The organism is Thioalkalivibrio sp. HL-Eb18 (assembly GCF_000364985.1).
Lineage (GTDB): Bacteria > Pseudomonadota > Gammaproteobacteria > Ectothiorhodospirales > Ectothiorhodospiraceae > Thioalkalivibrio.
In genome coordinates, this window is sequence record NZ_KB822961.1 from 82,225 (window position 1) to 97,460 (window position 15,236).

Consider the following 15,236-nt stretch of genomic DNA (forward strand, 5'->3'; position numbering starts at 1 on the left):
TAATGGCTAGCGAAAACTTTGGTGTGGCCCTCGGCATGATCGAGACCCGTGGTCTGGTGCCGGCGATTGAAGCCGCTGACGCGATGACCAAGGCCTCGGAAGTGCGCCTGATCGGTCGTCAGTTCGTCGGTGGCGGTTACGTGACCGTTCTGGTGCGTGGCGAGACCGGCGCCGTGAACGCTGCGGTGCGTGCCGGTGCGGATTCCTGCGAGCGTGTGGGTGACGGCCTGGTGGCTGCGCACATCATCGCCCGTGTGCATTCCGAGGTGGAAAACATCCTCCCGGAAAAGCCGTAAGTCCCTACGGCGGATCAACGCCGCCGCGGCCGAGCGGCCCGGCGGCCCGTTTGTAAAAGAGGTTAGCAATGGCGAGCGAAATTTCTGGTGTGGCCCTCGGCATGATCGAGACCCGTGGTCTGGTGCCGGCAATTGAAGCGGCGGATGCGATGACCAAGGCCTCGGAAGTGCGCCTGATCGGTCGTCAGTTCGTCGGTGGTGGTTACGTGACCGTTCTGGTCCGTGGCGAGACCGGTGCCGTGAATGCGGCGGTGCGTGCCGGTGCGGATTCCTGCGAGCGTGTGGGTGACGGTCTGGTCGCTGCGCATATCATTGCCCGTGTCCACTCCGAAGTGGAAAGCATCCTGCCGAAGGCCCCGACCGCCGACGGCTCGGCCAGCTGAGGCAACCTCGATGGCGGATCCGCGGATCGTGGGTTACCTGAACCGTGCGGTGGCGCATGAGCTGTCCGCGGTTCAGCAGTATCTGGCCCAGGCGCGATTAACGGCGATGTGGGGCATGAGCGATGTCAGCGAATGCCTGCGTCGGGACGCCCAGGAGGAACTGGACCATGCGGATCGATTCATGACCCGCATGTTTCACTATGGGGTGGCCCCCAACGGGAGCCAGTTGGCACCCGTACGTCTGGGGCGCTCGATGGCCGAGTTGCTGGAGCGCAACCGCGAACTGGAGATGGACGCCGTGCGCCTGTATGACGAGGCGGCGGTGTACTGTCGGCGCGTGGGTGCCGCGGCGGACGCCGAGCTGTTCGAGAGCATCCTGGAGGATGAGCTTGAGCATGTACGGGAGATCGACGCACAGGATGCGGCCGTTCGTTAAGGACGCGCCCGTCCAACGTTCTGGAGTAGTACATGGCGGATAGCGATCTCGTGGTGCCGGCCGGCTGGGAGCCGGGCAAGGGCTCTTCGGCGACCATCAGCAAACAGTTCACCTTTGACCGTTACGGCATCACGCGCGAGTTTCTCGATCGTGTCGCCGAGTTGTCGGAGGAGGATGGCTATCATCCGAATATCAGTTTCGGTACGACGTATGTGAACATCACCATTGATGCGCGCGATGGCGACCGGATTGGCGAGGCGGATCAGCGTTTCGCGCAAGAGGTGGATCGGCTGGCCAGCGAAACGACTGGCTGATCGATCATCACGTCAGAGGCCACGGGACTGGCTCGGCCGGTTCCTGGCAACGGGAAACGCTGGTCGATGCACACACGCGCGTTGGTTCTCCGGATTTTTCGAGACAGGGCGTGTCTTGCAAGGGGCAGTGGCTCTACAGGAGGCTGAGACGTGGGTTCCCGGGTATTCGCGGTAGTCAATCAGAAAGGGGGTACCGGCAAGACCACCCTCTCCATGAATCTCGCCGCCGGTCTGGCGCGTCGAGGACGCACCTTGGTGGTCGATGCGGATCCGCAGGGATCGGCCGGCCAATGGGCGCGGATGTCTTCGGAAGACCGTCCCTTTCCCGCCTCCGTGTTTTCCGTCGCGGGGCCGCTGGACCGCGAACTCAAGGCGCTGCGCAAGGACTACGATCACATCGTGGTCGACTGCCCGCCAACCCTGGAGGGTGGGGCGGTGACCGCTGCCCTCGCGGGTTCGGATGTCGTGTTGATCCCCGTTCTGCCGTCCCCCGTGGATCTTTGGGGCAGCGTCCGGATGGGGCGCGGTCTGGAGGAGGCGCAGATGAAGAATCGTTCGCTGCGCCCCTATGTCGTGGTCAACCAGCTCGAGGTCCGCAGTGCGCTGTCGCGTGCGATGAAGCATGCACTGATGGAGATCGACATCCCCGCCCTGGAGCAGTCGCTCCGTCGGCGGGCCATCTACCGGCGCTCCGCGCTGGAAGGCTGTTCCGTGTACGACCTGGGCAAACCGGGCGAACCGGCGGCGGCCGAGATCGAAGCCATCATCGAGGAGGTGTCGCAATGAGCAATCTGCAAGACAAGCTGGCGGCCGGAGTGCGCAGCGCCCGGGAAGACCAGAACAAGGACAACAACGCCGCGGCGGCCAGCGCGCCGAAGAAAGACACCAGCACGACCCCCGCGAGCGCACAAACGCATCAGGCGGCCAGCACCAAGGCAGCCGCAACGAAAAAGGCGGCGACGCCCAAAAGCACGGGACGCAAGACGGCGACCCGCAAGGCGTCGACGGCCAAGCGCAAGGCACCGGCCAGGAAGCCGGTCGCACAGTCTGCACGCAAGACGTCGGGCACCAAGGCGGCGGCCACGAAGTCCAGCGGCGCCAGCCGCGGCGGCCGCACCATCGCCGAGCTCGATCCGGGCAAGGCGAAGGCGACGGCCGACGAGCCGTGGAAGAACCTGCACCCGAATCGTATCTGGCCGGACTGAGCCGGGGCGTTTCGGGGCCGGGGCTGGGCGGGATGGAGACCATCCCGTCCCCCGGCCTTTTTTGATTGAGGAGTCTGGGCAATGCAAGACGATCTGCGCGATCACCTGATCACGGAAGAGCCGTATTACCAGCCGGTCGCGGACGAGATCGAGCTGTACGAGGCGGCGTATTCGGTGCGCATGCCGATGATGCTGAAAGGCCCGACGGGCTGCGGGAAGACCCGCTTCGTCGAGCACATGGCCTGGAAGCTCGGCAAGCCGCTGATTACGGTCGCCTGTAACGAGGACATGACGGCGTCCGATCTGGTCGGGCGTTATCTGCTCGATGCCGACGGCACGCGCTGGCAGGACGGTCCGCTGACCCTGGCCGCCCGCCACGGGGCGATCTGCTATCTCGACGAGATCGTCGAGGCGCGCCAGGACACCACGGTGGTGATCCACCCGCTGACGGACAATCGCCGCGTACTGCCGTTGGAGAAGAAGGGCGAGATGGTCCAGGCCCATCCGGACTTCCAGGTCGTTATTTCCTACAACCCGGGCTACCAGAGCCTGATGAAGGACCTGAAGCAGTCGACCAAGCAGCGCTTTGGCGCGCTGGATTTCGACTATCCGGATCACGAGACCGAGGCGAAGATCGTCGCTCACGAGGGCAAGGTCAACGAAGAGATGGCCGGCAAGCTGGTCAGCGTGGCCGAGCGCGCACGCAACTTGAAAGGCCATGGGCTGGACGAGGGCATCTCCACCCGCATGCTGGTCTACGCCGCCTCGCTGATCGCCAAGGGCGTGGAGCCGCTGGGCGCCTGCCGTATGGCCCTGGTGCGGCCGATCACCGACGATCCGGACATGCGCGACGCGCTGGATTCGGCCGTCACCACCTTCTTCTAGCGCACCGCGCGGCGTACCCGTACCGATGAGCGTTCATCTGGAGGACTACCAGGACCTCCTCGAAGATCTGGGGAACCACGCCGCCGAGGTGCTGGAGAGTTCCTGGCAGGAGGCCAGCCGTGCCTTCAGCGCCGGTGGTCTCAAGCGCTACTACCTTGAAGGGGCCCGCAGTCTTCAAGCCCTGGGACGCGGTTCGGAGATGGTCGTCGCCTTCGTGCAGGAGGCGCCGGCACTGGCCCAGGAACTGGGCGAGGATGCCGTTGCGGAGCTGCTCGGTTCCGCGATCAAGATGTACTCCAAGACCTCCGCGGCGGTCATTACCCTGGTGATCGAGACCAGCCCGGTTGCGGCCCAGCGGCTTGGCGACTATTCGCTGTTCGAAGGGTATCTGCGCCTGCTGGACAACCTGCTGGGGCAGGCGCCGCGTGGCGTGCGCCCGATGCTGGAGCACCTCGACGAGCTGCTAACCCACCTGACGCTGGGTGGGCTTCGTCGCTGGGCGACGTGGGGCGCACAGGCCCACCGCACGGACCTGGAGGCGCAGATTGCCTACTTCGGCCTGGAGTCGCCGGAGTCGCGCTCGGTGTTCCAGAAGGAGCGCCGCGGCACCCTGTTCGTGGACGTGCAGCGACGCATCAACCTCTATCTGCGCTCGCTGTGGGCGCGCGATTTTTTCATGCGCCCGACCAGTGGCGACTTCGAGTCGCGCGAGGGATATCGGCCCTACATCGAGGGCTTCACGATCTTCCTGCCGGACGCCTACGACGATGTCGAGGGTCTGACCGGTCTGGATCTCTATCGCGCGGCGGCCGCGCATGCGGCATCCCATGTGGTGCATACCCGCGAGATGCAGTCGGAGGAGGGGCCACGGGGCGTGGTTGGCATCCTGACCGAGCTGTTCGAGGATGCGCGCATCGAGGCCCTGGCGATCGCCGCGTTCCCGGGCCTGCGCCAGATCTGGGTGCCGCTGCATACCGCCACGGCGGAGGATGGCGAAACGCCACAGGCATTGCTGGCGCGCACCGCGCGTGCCCTGCTCGATCCGGATTACTACGACCCCCATGCGTTTGTGCAGAAGGCCGTGAGTGCGTTTGCGGAACGGGTAGACGACCTCGAGGCCGCTGGATTGGCCCGCGAGCTGGCCGAAGCGCTGGCGCCCGAGTTCCCCGAGCAGGGCTACATGAATCCGGCCAAGGTCGCGCCGGAGGTCCTCTATCGCGACGACAACCGCTATCTCTGGAACTTCGGGCGCGAAGAGGAAGAGGCGGAGGTCCTGGCCGCGCATGGCTCCGGGCAGGAGCGTTTCTATGTCACGCCGATGCAGATGATCAATACGCTGGACGTGCCGAACGCCGGCGACGACGCCCAGCAGATCTTGGTGCTGGCGACCGAGTGGTTCCGCGACGGCGAAGACGAAAGCATCAATCAGCAGGAGGGCAAGGAGCCGATCTCGCTGCCGTTCCACTATCACGAGTGGGACTATCAGATGCAGCTGGAACGTCCGCACTGGGTCACACTGCTGGAGCGACGCCCGAGAAAGGGCGAAATCGAGGAGATCGAGGCGATCTACGACAAGCACAAGCCGCTGGTCTCGCGCCTGAAGTTCCTGATCGAGGCGATGCAGCCCCAGGGCGTTCAGCGCATGCGCAAGCAGCCGGAGGGCGACGAGCTGGACGTGAACGCGCTGGTCGAGGCCCAGATTGATGTCCGCATGCGGCGCCAGCCCGACGAACGCATCTATGTGCGCAATCTGCGCCATGTACGCGACCTGTCCGTACTGGTGCTGCTGGATCTGTCGGAGTCGACCAACGAGACGATCGGCGACGGCGAGACGACCGTGGTGCAACTGGCGCGCGAGGCGGCCACGCTGCTGTCCGGCGCGATCTCGCGCATTGGCGACCCGTTCGCCATCCACGGCTTCGCCTCCGATGGGCGCCACGACGTCGAGTATTACCGCTTCAAGGATTTCGATGCCCCGTTCGACGACACCGCGAAGGCGCGTCTCGCCGGGATGAAAGGCCAGCTATCCACCCGCATGGGAGCGGCTATCCGCCATGCCGGCCAGTTGCTGCACAATCAGGGCACGGCGAAAAAGCTGCTGCTGATCATCACCGACGGCGAGCCGGCGGATACCGATGTGCGCGACCCGCAGTACCTGCGTCAGGATGCGAAGCGGGCGGTAGAGGAGGTCGGGCGCAAAGGCGTGTACACCTTCTGCATGAGTCTCGATCCGCAGGCGGATGAATACGTCGAGCGCATCTTCGGGGCCCAGCACTTCATGGTGCTGGACCAGATCGACCGGCTGCCGGAAAAGCTGCCGATGCTGTACGCCGGTCTTACGCGGTAACCGGTTGCGACGCATGGCACAGTCCCCGACGCAGAAGGAGTCCGGTCTCCCCCAGGTGATGCTTAAATCGGAGCTTCCGGCGCACCTGATCCGGCATGCGACGCTGCGTCAGCTGCAGGTGTTCGAGGCGATCGTGCGCCTGGGGAGCTTTACCCGCGCGGCGGAAGAGCTGCATCTGACCCAGCCAACGGTCTCGATCCAGATCAAGAAGCTCTCCACGGCACTGGGGCTCCCGCTGTTCGAGTACGTGGGGCGCAAGGCCTTCCCGACCGAGGTCGGGCTGCTGTTGTACGACACCTGCCGCGAGATGCTCGGCGCGCTGACCAACCTCGAGATGAAACTGGCCGAGATGCACGGGCTCAAGCGGGGGCGTCTGCGCCTGGCGGTGATCACCACCGCGCAGTACTTCGCGCCCAGCATTCTCGGACAGTTCGCCCGGCGCTATCCCGATATCGAACTGTCGCTGGAGGTCAGCAACTTTGACCGGGTGCTGGAACGGCTGTCGAACAACGACGACGACCTCTACATCATCGGGCATGTCCCCGAGCGGCTGACCGATGTCGCCGTGCACCCGTTCGCTCCGAACCCGCTGGTGGTGATGGCCAGCCGCGATCACCCACTGGTCGGCCGACGCAACATCCCGCTCAAGGAGCTGGAGCAGGAAACCTTTCTGATGCGGGAGCCGGGCTCGGGGATCCGCGAGGCGACGCTCAAGTTGTTCCAGGAACACGGGATCAGCCCGCCCGTGCGCATGGAGCTGGGCAGTAACGAGGCGATCAAGCAGGCGGTGATCGGCGGTCTGGGGATTGCCGTTCTGTCGCTGCACACCCTGAGCGCCGAGGGGGCCGAGGGCCCGGTGGCGCTGCTGGATGTCGAGCACTTCCCGATCCATCGCCAGTGGCATATCGTCTACCCGAAGAAGAAGGTCCTGTCCGTCGTCGCCCAGACCTTTCTCGACTTTGCCATCCAGGACGAGGCCCGGGTGCGGGCGCAGGTCGAAGACCTGCTGGCTGCGTTCAAGGCCCAGGCCGGCTGAGTGGCTGCCATGACAGGCCCTGGAGGGTCCCTTACAATTCACGCTTTGCCCGGCCGCCATCGGCCCGAGTGGGAGAACACGCAGTGAGCACCGTCACCCGGCCGCGCATCAGCGGCACCCAGTTCATCAACGCCGACGAGGCGCCGCGTTCGCGCCTGAGTCTGAGCGCCTCGCACCGTGACCAGCACCACCCGGTGACCGGGACGGGCAGCGACCTGCTCGCCGCCGCGATCGATACCCCGCCGAACGAGAGCTGCGTGGTCTGTGCACCGGCCACGCGCCGTCTGGCCGAGGAACTGTTCGATGCCTGGAACGACGCCCTGCAGACGGGTGATGCCCGCCGCGTGACCGCCCTGTACGCCGACGACGCGGTGCTGCTGCCGACCGTGTCCAATGTTCCGCGCACCAACCATGCCGAGATCCAGGACTACTTCGAGCATTTCCTAGAGAAGAAGCCCTTCGGCACCATCAACACGCGCAACGTGAAGCTCGGCTGCAACAAGCTGACCGACGCGGGCACCTATACCTTCCGCGTGACCGACGGCAGCGAGACGCAGGAAGTCCCCGCTCGCTATACCTTCGTCTACGAGAACCGCGAAGGGGAATGGAAAATCGTGCACCACCACTCCTCGATGATGCCCACTGCGTGACCCGGTAATCGGTGAACGTTTGTTCCCGGCAGGGCGAGTCGCGATACTGGACGCTCGCCACCATCGGGAGAAAGGGAATGTCCAAACGCTCATTCGTGATCCTGGCCGCTGCTGGCCTGGCACTGGCCGGTGCCGGTAGTGCGCAGGCCTCCAACAGCGCCGAGCTGGAACTGGACGGCGAGACCTACACGCTGGATGTTCAGGTCTGTGACTTCTCGGGCGAGGCAGACGAGGGCGATCTTCAGACCCTGGTCGGGGATGCCGAGACCGATGATGGCCCGATGCGTGTGTTTGTCTCGCGCAATGAGGTCAGCGGCATGCTGATGCACACGGTCAGTGTTCAGATCGGGGATGTGATGTCCCCCGAGGGCGAGGTGCTGGAGGCCAACCGCAGCCGTTCCGGCGATCAGTGGTTCTCCGCCGCCGATGGCCCCTCCGAACCGTTGATCCGGATCGACGGCGCGGACCTGACCGCCGACGGGCTCTTTTCCGATACCGGAATGACGCGGGATCCGGTCGAGGGGCGCCTGACCGCGACCTGCAACGACCCGGGTGTCTGAGCCAGGCCGCGACCGATCGCAGGCGGCGGTCGCCGCTGCAGTATGCGCAGCCACGGGCGCCCGCCGCGCCATCCCCGTCGAGCGTGTCCAGACCCTCTGGAGCGGCTATGGCGAGATCGTTCGCTATCATCTGGAAGACGCGTACGTTCCCACCGTGATCGCCAAGCACATTGTGTTCCCCGATGATCGTCGCCACCCACGCGGCTGGTCGGGGACGCGAGGTCATGAGCGCAAGCGACACTCCTATCAGGTCGAGATGCACTGGTATCGCGACTGGGCGGGGCGTTGCAGCGACGCCTGTCGTGTCCCGCGATGCCAGCTCGCGCAGGACCTGGGCGATGCCCACCTGATTGTGCTGGAGGACCTGGATGCCGCCGGTTTTCCGCTTCGCCACGATCACCTGTCGGTGGAGCAGGCCGGCATTTGCCTGGCATGGCTCGCGGCCTTTCACGCGACCTTTCTGGGTGCCAGGCCCTCGGGGCTCTGGACTACGGGCACCTACTGGCACCTCGCGACCCGGCCGGACGAGTGGGCGGCCATTGCTGATCCCCAACTGCGCGAAGCGGCCCCGAAGCTCGATCAGCGACTCAGTGCGGCGCGCTTTCAGACGCTGGTGCATGGCGATGCCAAGGTCGCGAACTTCTGTTTCAGCGAACGCGGTGATCGCGTGGCCGCGGTGGACTTCCAGTATGTCGGCGGTGGCTGCGGGATGAAGGATGTCGCGTACTTCATCGGCAGCTGTCTGGACGAGGCCGATCAGGAACGCTTCGAGAAGGAACTGCTGGGGGGATATTTCGCGGCGCTGCGCTCGGAGGTTGTCGCCACGCACGGAGCTGGCGCGGACCTGGACGCACTGGAGCAGGAATGGCGCGCGCTATTCCCGCTGGCCCAGGCGGATTTCCAGCGTTTTCTGGCCGGCTGGAGTCCGGAGCACTGGAAACGCAATGACTACGCCGAGCGCGTGACACGCAGCGTGCTGGAACGGCTGTAAGGCCAAGTCCGGGCGCGGAGAGCGCCCGGACGGGTTCGCGTCAGGAGGCCAGCCGCTTGTACTTGACCCGGTGCGGCTGGTCGGCCTCGGCGCCCAGGCGCTTGTGGCGGTCTTCCTCGTATTCCTGGTAGTTGCCGTCGAAGAACACCACGTTGCCGTCCTCCTCGAACGCGAGGATGTGGGTGGCGATGCGGTCCAGGAACCAGCGGTCATGCGAGATCACGATCGCGGAGCCGGGGAAGTCCAGCAGGGCCTCTTCCAGCGCGCGCAGGGTCTCCACGTCCAGGTCGTTGGTCGGTTCGTCCAGCAGCAGGAAGTTGCCGCCGCTTTGCAGCAGTTTGGCCAGGTGCACGCGGTTGCGTTCCCCGCCGGACAGTTCCTTCATGCGCTTTTGCTGGTCGGTGCCCTTGAAGTTGAAGCGGCCGACATAGGCGCGTGACGGCATCTGGAAGTTGCCGACCTGGATGATGTCCTGGCCGCCCGAGATCTCCTCCCAGACGGTCTTTTCGTCCTGCAGCGCATCGCGGCTTTGGTCGACATAGGCCAGCTGCACGGTCTCGCCCAGTTCGATCGAGCCGTCGTCCGGCTGGTCCTGCCCGGCGATCATGCGGAACAGGGTGGTCTTGCCAACGCCGTTCGGGCCGATCACGCCGATCAGCGCGCCGCGCGGCACGGAGAACGACAGACCCTGGTAGAGTACACGGTCACCAAAGTGCTTGGACAGGTTTTCCACCTCCAGCACCTTGTCGCCCAGGCGCGGTCCCGGCGGGATGTAGATCTCCTTGGTCTCGGAGCGTTTCTGGTAGTCGGTCGAGGCGATCTCCTCGAAGCGCTTCAGGCGCGCCTTGCTCTTCGCACCCCGGCCCTTCGGGTTGGAGCGCACCCACTCGAGTTCGGATTCCATCGCCTTCACGCGGGCGGCCTCGGCCTTTTCTTCCTGCTTCAGGCGCTTTTCCTTCTGCTCCAGCCACTGCGAGTAGTTGCCCTGGAACGGGATGCCCTGGCCGCGGTCCAGCTCGAGGATCCAGCCGGCCACGTTGTCGAGGAAGTAGCGATCGTGGGTGACCGCCACCACGGTGCCCTGGAACTCCTGCAGGAAGCGTTCCAGCCAGGCCACGGACTCTGCATCCAGGTGGTTGGTCGGCTCGTCAAGGATCAGCATGTCGGGGCTGGACAGCAGCAGGCGGCACAGCGCCACGCGGCGGCGCTCACCACCGGACAGGGTCGTCACGTCCGCATCCCACGGCGGCAGGCGCAGGGCGTCCGCGGCGACTTCCAGCTTGCGTTCGAGGTTATGGCCGTCGGCGGCCTCGATCTTCGCCTCGAGCTCCGCCTGCTTGGCGGCCAGGGCGTCGAAGTCCGCCTCCGGCTCGGCATAGGCCGCATATACCTGGTCCAGCTCGGCCAGCGCTTCCTTGATCGGGGCCACGGCCTCCTCGACGTTGCCGCGCACGTCCTTGCTTTCGTCGAGCTGTGGCTCCTGCGGCAGGTAGCCGATGTTGATGCCCGGCTGCGGCCGCGCCTCGCCGACGATCTCGGTGTCCACGCCGGCCATGATGCGCAGGAGGGTGGATTTGCCCGCACCGTTGTAGCCCAGCACGCCGATCTTGGCGCCCGGGAAGAAGTTCAGGTTGATGTCCTTGAGGATGTACTTCTTCGGCGGGACGATCTTGCCCACGCCGTTCATCGTGAAGATGTACTGCGCCATGATGCTCCTGCGACCAATGCGGTTTGAATGAGGGGCAGGCCACTGACGACCCGCGCTGGGTCCGCACTTTACCATCCCGAGGGGTACAGGGGCGCATGATCCCGGCGCTAAACAGCGATTGGGGACTCAGGGCCTGTTTGCTGGGGTGACCGGGTCAGTACCCGCTACCCGTGTACAGGGGGTCGGGCGCTGCGTTCCCGGGCATGAAATCACCGCCTTCAGCCCTTGAACTTCACCAGACGGCTGACCTGGATGTCGGAGATGAAGACGACACCACTGTGCTGGTTGAAGAAGGGCGTGAACCCTTCGAGGATCGGCTCGACCAGCTCTTCGGGGATCGCGGCGATGATCATGATCAGCACCTCGTCCTCGTTGAACATCAAGTGGCCTTCGTGGAAGCCCTGACTGCCCTTGCCGGAGAGGTTGCCAATGATTGTGTAGCCCTTCACTCCGGCGCGGTCCAGCAGATCGGTGGCGAAGGCCTGGTGTTCGCCTTCGAGGATGATCTCGATTTTTTTCAGTGGCTTGAGATTCAGGTCGTTCATGCAGGGTGGTCCTCCACAGCAGGTCGATCGGTTGTGCCTTGCGCGGTGTTGGGCAGGGGTTCGTCGTGCCAGTTGCCGTCGACGTATCGGTGCAGTCCGCCGGTTTCGGGGCCCAGGACGACGCACTGCACCCAGCCATTCGCGATCAGGCTGCGCACCTTGGGCACGTTCTCGATGGCCCGGCGCGCGTGCGCGAGCGGCGCCTCGATGAGGGCCAGCAGACGGATCGGGTCGTGGTAGGGCAAACCGTTGTAGTGCACGGTCTGCGCGGGCAGCCCGGTGCGCAGGTCCGACAGGTTGCCGGTCATGACCCCGATGCGACAGGCAACGTTGTGGTAGACCTTGCTGCCTGAACCGTAGTGTTCATTGTCGACCGCCGAGAAGTAGTGTTCCATGTTGATCCATTGGGCGACGATCAGCGGGCCGGTGAGGATGCTTTCCAGCAATCGGCCCCTGGGGTCGACCCGGTGGTCGTAGGAATGCAGGAAGGTGCGTCCCTTCAAATCGGTTGTCTCGGTCAGGTGCCGTCGGCCGATGATGAAGCCTGCATTGCGCGCCAGACCCCATTCGGGGCGTACCTGCGCCCAGTCGACCGCATTGCGCTGTGCCTTGCGCGCGGCCTTGACAGCATCCGGGGCTGGCTCGCGGTCCGGGTCCAGGGCCTGCAGGCGCTCGCGGGCAACGAGGCGCGTGGCGGCGCGCAGGCCGTTGCGCAGGCGCTCGAGGTAGACCAGGTGGCTGGTCGGCAGCAGGTCGAGATCGTGCAGCCGGATCTCGTCGGAGGTGGTGTTGTGCATGGCCGGCAGAAACCAGGCGTCATCCGGGATGTCGATGCCCTGGGCACGCAGCCGTCGGCGCACCTCCGGCTTGTTGCCCATGTGCGCGAGTACCCGGGCGCTGACGATCCCGTGGCTGCCTCCGCAGGCGCCACAGTCGAGCGCTGATTCGTAGGGGTTGTTGTCCGACCGGCTGCCATGGCCGGTGAGGATGATGAAGCGCGAGAACTGTTCGGTCAGGCCGATCGAGCGCAACGCCTGGGCAACGAAATAGGTCTGCTCGTCCAGCGAAAACCCGATCCGGCCCAGGCGCTCCAGCTGCATCTGCGCATAGGAACGGTTGATGCGGTAGTCATCTTGCAAGGTCTTGATGAAAGCCGACTCGTCACGCTCGTTCAGGCCAAAGTCGCGGGCGAAATGGGTCTGTCCGCTGCAGTGGCCCAATGCCGTTTCGCGCAGCTCGCGGATCATGGCATCGGTGATGGCTTCACGCTCGATGTCGAACGCCTGGTGGATGGCCTGGACGATGATGGCCCGTTGCTGGGCGCGAACGACCGAGTCCGCCTGCTCGCGGGTGAGTTTGTCGACCATCAGACGGGTCGAGGGCTGATCCGCTTCGATCCTGTCGCGCCATCGATGGTAGGCCGCCGGAGCGATGGTCTTGCCGATCATGTCAAAGCCGAACAGCAGGCCAATGGCCTCGACGGTGAAGTACGGCGAGAGAACGGAGTTCTTCAGGTCGTGCAGCAGATGCTCGGCCGAGGAGTACAGGTCGAGGTCGAGCGGCTCGCCACCGGTGGTGACTTCCAGTACGACATTCCTGGGTGTAACGACGACCGGACAGAGGTGATCCTCGCTGCCCTTGCCAAGCGCGATGAAGCTCACCGGGACGCCGAAGAAGCCGGCAATGCCGTAGGTCTGGTAGTCGCCGATGGTCTCGAGTTGACGGCGCACGCGTTCGGAGCGTACGTCGATGCAAAAGAGCAATTGCGCGAACGGGCGTTTCGCGCGCGGCGCGGGCGGTTCGAGCCGCAGGCTTGACAGCACGCTGCGGCGGTAGGTCGCCTCCATGGCTTCCAGCCAGACCATACCCTCGTGCTGCTCGAAGTCGCCCAGCTGTTCAAGCACTGCGGCGAGTTGGCTACGATCGAGATCGGCAAACAGCGACGGATTGCCAGTAAGCGAGGCCAGCGAGCCGAGGGCACGGGCCTGGTCGCGGCCTTCGGCGCGGCGCTTGGCCGGCAGGTATTGGTCCAGCTGCCGGGCGATCTCGTTGGATTTGCCGCGTGCAATGACGGCCTCAACGGTCTCGGCGTAGACGGGCAGTACCTCGCCGCCGAAAAACTCGCGGCGCAGGTAGCACTCGGCGGGGCGCTCATCGAGGAGTGTTTCGAGGGCCTTGCGGTCGCCCGGCATCTTGTGGCGACGGCTGTGCTCGCGAATCAGGGACAGCCCGAGCACTAGACGGATGGCGAGAAAATCAATCAGGTCGGCCGGATGCTCGCGTGCCCAGTGATAGTGGTTTGCCGTCGAGCGCCAGCGGATGAAGCCGGCCCAGCCGTGCAGGCGGGTCAGTTCGCGCACGATCAGATCGGGCCAGGCCTCTTCGGGGATGCCGATCTCGTCCAGGACATGGGCGATGATCGCCTCGGGGCTGTCGTGGTCTGCCAGGATCGTTTGGGTGTGCTGGCCACGCAGGAGCAGGCGCGGGTGGTGATGGACGATCGTCTTCCATGCGGCAAACAGGCCGTGCTCGCGTCCGGGCATCTGCCATGCTGACTGACCCTCGTCGAAGTAATCCAGGCAGATCTTGGTGAGCTGTTCGTCCAGCGTGGTGCCGATACGTGTGCCGAACAGCGAATCGAGTGCCTCGTAGAGCGGCCGTATGACCGGAAAGGCGGCATGCAGCCGTTCGGCGAGTATCCCGGTATCGGTCGCAGAGGGGGTGTGTTCGCGACCGTTCAGGGCGGCCGCCACGTCGTCGACATCGGCGAGCGTGCGCGGTGTGATGACCGGATCATGATATTCAGTCAGCAGCGTGCAGAGCAGGTCGATCCCGCCGATCGCCTGGAGGGCCGGGCGGTTCTCGAGGGCGGCCTCGACGCGCGTCTCGAGGGTGTCGCGGTCCACGTGGCCCTCGCGGAACAGTCGCTGGTAGTCGGCCCGGGGCAGGAACCCCCGCCCGTGAAACAGTACTTCACCGCGCTGGATGGCTTCAGGGAACGGCAGGTCTTCCAGCCCGTGGAGCGGGTTGTGATGGATGAAGGTGCGCATGGGCCAGAAGTTGGGAATGGGCTCGGCCGCCATGTGCACCATCGAGCGGATCTTGAGCTTGCGTCCTAGCGTCAGCTTCACAGGACACCTCCAGTCCACAGCAGGCCGGATATCACCAGCAATACCAACAGGCTGGTGAAGGCCCATGTCGTGGTGGCCGACAGGTCCTCGGCGACGGGGCCGCTGCGTGGGCCGAACACCGTGCCTTGCAGCAGCCGCGCTCCCGCCCAGCTCCACAGCAACCAGGTCAGCAGCACCCCGAGGGCGATCCCGGGCGTGGCGCTGCCCAGCAGCGCCAGCAGGGCAAAGAAGCCCGGGAACAGTGGCAGGGCCATGGCTGCCAGCGTGGTCACCACGATCACGCCCGACAGACGCGGCAGGTCGCGGGCCAATCCGCCATGCAGTCCGGTATAGGCCGACTCCAGCCGTCGAGCAAGCGCATCGCGTACCAGGAGCATCAGCACTGGGGCGGCTGTCATCGCGAGGGCGAAGCCGATCACGTTGGCATCAGTCGGCCGTTGCATCACGAACAGCCATACCAAGGGCCAGGCCGAGCTGGCCAGCATGGCCGCCCAGCACCCGACTTCCCGTATGGTCAGCAGGCGAAAGGCGTACAGGATCGCACTGAGGCCCGCCCAGGCGATAAGCAGTCCGTGGGCCGGTGCCAGATCACCCCAAAGGATGATCGCGACGCCGATCTGCGGCCAGATAACGAAGAGGAAGACCTGCACGTAGGTGCTGGTGATACGCGCGGCCAGAGCATTGAACACCAGGCTCATCGGGAACAGTGGCAGGAAGACTGCCGCGAGGAAGATCAGCAGAACGGACAT

The 15,236-nt window shown here is 65.1% G+C and carries 16 protein-coding genes; 12 read left to right on the plus strand and 4 right to left on the minus strand.

The genetic code is table 11. The annotated features are described in order from the left end of the window. The first annotated feature begins 2 nt into the window (after nt 1-2). The 12 genes from F813_RS0101810 (at nt 3) to F813_RS0101865 (ending at nt 9,103) form a co-directional block, all read left to right on the plus strand. On the plus strand, nt 3-296 hold the full coding sequence (locus F813_RS0101810) for a BMC domain-containing protein (protein ID WP_012982276.1): 294 nt from the start codon (nt 3-5) through the stop codon (nt 294-296). A 68-nt stretch (nt 297-364) separates the two neighbouring features. Next, entirely contained in the window at nt 365-679 is a 315-nt protein-coding gene (locus F813_RS0101815) for a BMC domain-containing protein (protein WP_012982277.1), read from the plus strand. A 10-nt stretch (nt 680-689) separates the two neighbouring features. Beyond that, the gene (locus F813_RS0101820; RefSeq protein WP_012982278.1) at nt 690-1,115 is read left to right on the plus strand and encodes a bacterioferritin; all 426 of its coding nucleotides are present in this window, start codon (nt 690-692) and stop codon (nt 1,113-1,115) included. Nucleotides 1,116-1,147: 32 nt separating this feature from the next. Further along, nucleotides 1,148-1,429, plus strand: a complete 282-nt coding sequence (locus F813_RS0101825; RefSeq protein WP_012982279.1) for a 4a-hydroxytetrahydrobiopterin dehydratase — start codon at nt 1,148-1,150, stop codon at nt 1,427-1,429. 150 nt (nt 1,430-1,579) lie between these two features. Continuing rightward, the gene (gene parA, locus F813_RS0101830; protein ID WP_012982280.1) at nt 1,580-2,215 is read left to right on the plus strand and encodes a ParA family partition ATPase; all 636 of its coding nucleotides are present in this window, start codon (nt 1,580-1,582) and stop codon (nt 2,213-2,215) included. Next, complete coding sequence (locus F813_RS0101835; RefSeq protein ID WP_017925331.1) at nt 2,212-2,634, plus strand: hypothetical protein; 423 nt, start codon at nt 2,212-2,214, stop codon at nt 2,632-2,634. The genes parA and F813_RS0101835 overlap by 4 nt, the downstream gene beginning before the upstream one ends. Nucleotides 2,635-2,715: 81 nt before the next feature. Beyond that, entirely contained in the window at nt 2,716-3,519 is an 804-nt protein-coding gene (locus F813_RS0101840) for a CbbQ/NirQ/NorQ/GpvN family protein (RefSeq protein WP_012982282.1), read from the plus strand. A gap of 25 nt (nt 3,520-3,544) precedes the next feature. Beyond that, complete coding sequence (locus F813_RS0101845; protein WP_017925332.1) at nt 3,545-5,866, plus strand: nitric oxide reductase activation protein NorD; 2,322 nt, start codon at nt 3,545-3,547, stop codon at nt 5,864-5,866. 58 nt (nt 5,867-5,924) lie between these two features. Continuing rightward, nucleotides 5,925-6,902 (plus strand): LysR family transcriptional regulator, encoded by a 978-nt coding sequence (locus F813_RS0101850; RefSeq protein ID WP_012982284.1) that lies wholly within the window; start codon nt 5,925-5,927, stop codon nt 6,900-6,902. An 83-nt stretch (nt 6,903-6,985) separates the two neighbouring features. Then, the gene (locus F813_RS0101855; RefSeq protein ID WP_017925333.1) at nt 6,986-7,552 is read left to right on the plus strand and encodes an SgcJ/EcaC family oxidoreductase; all 567 of its coding nucleotides are present in this window, start codon (nt 6,986-6,988) and stop codon (nt 7,550-7,552) included. A gap of 77 nt (nt 7,553-7,629) precedes the next feature. Further along, entirely contained in the window at nt 7,630-8,112 is a 483-nt protein-coding gene (locus F813_RS0101860; protein WP_017925334.1) for a hypothetical protein, read from the plus strand. Then, entirely contained in the window at nt 8,105-9,103 is a 999-nt protein-coding gene (locus F813_RS0101865; RefSeq protein ID WP_017925335.1) for a phosphotransferase, read from the plus strand. Before F813_RS0101860 ends, F813_RS0101865 begins: the two co-directional genes overlap by 8 nt. A 40-nt stretch (nt 9,104-9,143) precedes the next feature. Here the strand turns inward: F813_RS0101865 and ettA are convergent, their stop codons facing one another. The 4 genes from ettA to F813_RS0101885 all read right to left on the minus strand — a co-directional run bounded on the left by ettA (nt 9,144) and on the right by F813_RS0101885 (nt 15,236). Further along, nucleotides 9,144-10,811: an energy-dependent translational throttle protein EttA gene (gene ettA, locus F813_RS0101870; protein WP_017925336.1), complete on the minus strand. Its 1,668-nt coding sequence runs from the start codon at nt 10,809-10,811 to the stop codon at nt 9,144-9,146. Between the two features lie 218 nt (nt 10,812-11,029). Beyond that, nucleotides 11,030-11,356, minus strand: coding sequence for a P-II family nitrogen regulator (locus F813_RS0101875; protein WP_017925337.1), 327 nt, complete (start codon nt 11,354-11,356; stop codon nt 11,030-11,032). Further along, the gene (locus F813_RS0101880; RefSeq protein WP_017925338.1) at nt 11,353-14,487 is read right to left on the minus strand and encodes a DUF2309 domain-containing protein; all 3,135 of its coding nucleotides are present in this window, start codon (nt 14,485-14,487) and stop codon (nt 11,353-11,355) included. The genes F813_RS0101875 and F813_RS0101880 overlap by 4 nt, the downstream gene beginning before the upstream one ends. After that, nucleotides 14,484-15,236 carry a hypothetical protein gene (locus F813_RS0101885; protein WP_017925339.1) on the minus strand — a complete coding sequence of 251 codons (753 nt, stop codon included), beginning with the start codon at nt 15,234-15,236 and terminating at the stop codon, nt 14,484-14,486. The genes F813_RS0101880 and F813_RS0101885 overlap by 4 nt, the downstream gene beginning before the upstream one ends.

What these genes read in the sequence shown, in the direction of transcription:
- F813_RS0101810 (WP_012982276.1), top strand. Translation starts at nt 3, where the DNA reads ATGGCTAGCGAAAACTTTGGTGTGGCCCTCGGCATGATCGAGACCCGT.
- F813_RS0101815 (WP_012982277.1), top strand. Translation starts at nt 365, where the DNA reads ATGGCGAGCGAAATTTCTGGTGTGGCCCTCGGCATGATCGAGACCCGT.
- F813_RS0101820 (WP_012982278.1), top strand. Translation starts at nt 690, where the DNA reads ATGGCGGATCCGCGGATCGTGGGTTACCTGAACCGTGCGGTGGCGCAT.
- F813_RS0101825 (WP_012982279.1), top strand. Translation starts at nt 1,148, where the DNA reads ATGGCGGATAGCGATCTCGTGGTGCCGGCCGGCTGGGAGCCGGGCAAG.
- F813_RS0101835 (WP_017925331.1), top strand. Translation starts at nt 2,212, where the DNA reads ATGAGCAATCTGCAAGACAAGCTGGCGGCCGGAGTGCGCAGCGCCCGG.
- F813_RS0101840 (WP_012982282.1), top strand. Translation starts at nt 2,716, where the DNA reads ATGCAAGACGATCTGCGCGATCACCTGATCACGGAAGAGCCGTATTAC.
- F813_RS0101845 (WP_017925332.1), top strand. Translation starts at nt 3,545, where the DNA reads ATGAGCGTTCATCTGGAGGACTACCAGGACCTCCTCGAAGATCTGGGG.
- F813_RS0101850 (WP_012982284.1), top strand. Translation starts at nt 5,925, where the DNA reads ATGCTTAAATCGGAGCTTCCGGCGCACCTGATCCGGCATGCGACGCTG.
- F813_RS0101860 (WP_017925334.1), top strand. Translation starts at nt 7,630, where the DNA reads ATGTCCAAACGCTCATTCGTGATCCTGGCCGCTGCTGGCCTGGCACTG.
- ettA (WP_017925336.1), bottom strand. Translation starts at nt 10,811, where the DNA reads ATGGCGCAGTACATCTTCACGATGAACGGCGTGGGCAAGATCGTCCCG.
- F813_RS0101875 (WP_017925337.1), bottom strand. Translation starts at nt 11,356, where the DNA reads ATGAACGACCTGAATCTCAAGCCACTGAAAAAAATCGAGATCATCCTC.
- F813_RS0101885 (WP_017925339.1), bottom strand. Translation starts at nt 15,236, where the DNA reads ATGTCCGTTCTGCTGATCTTCCTCGCGGCAGTCTTCCTGCCACTGTTC.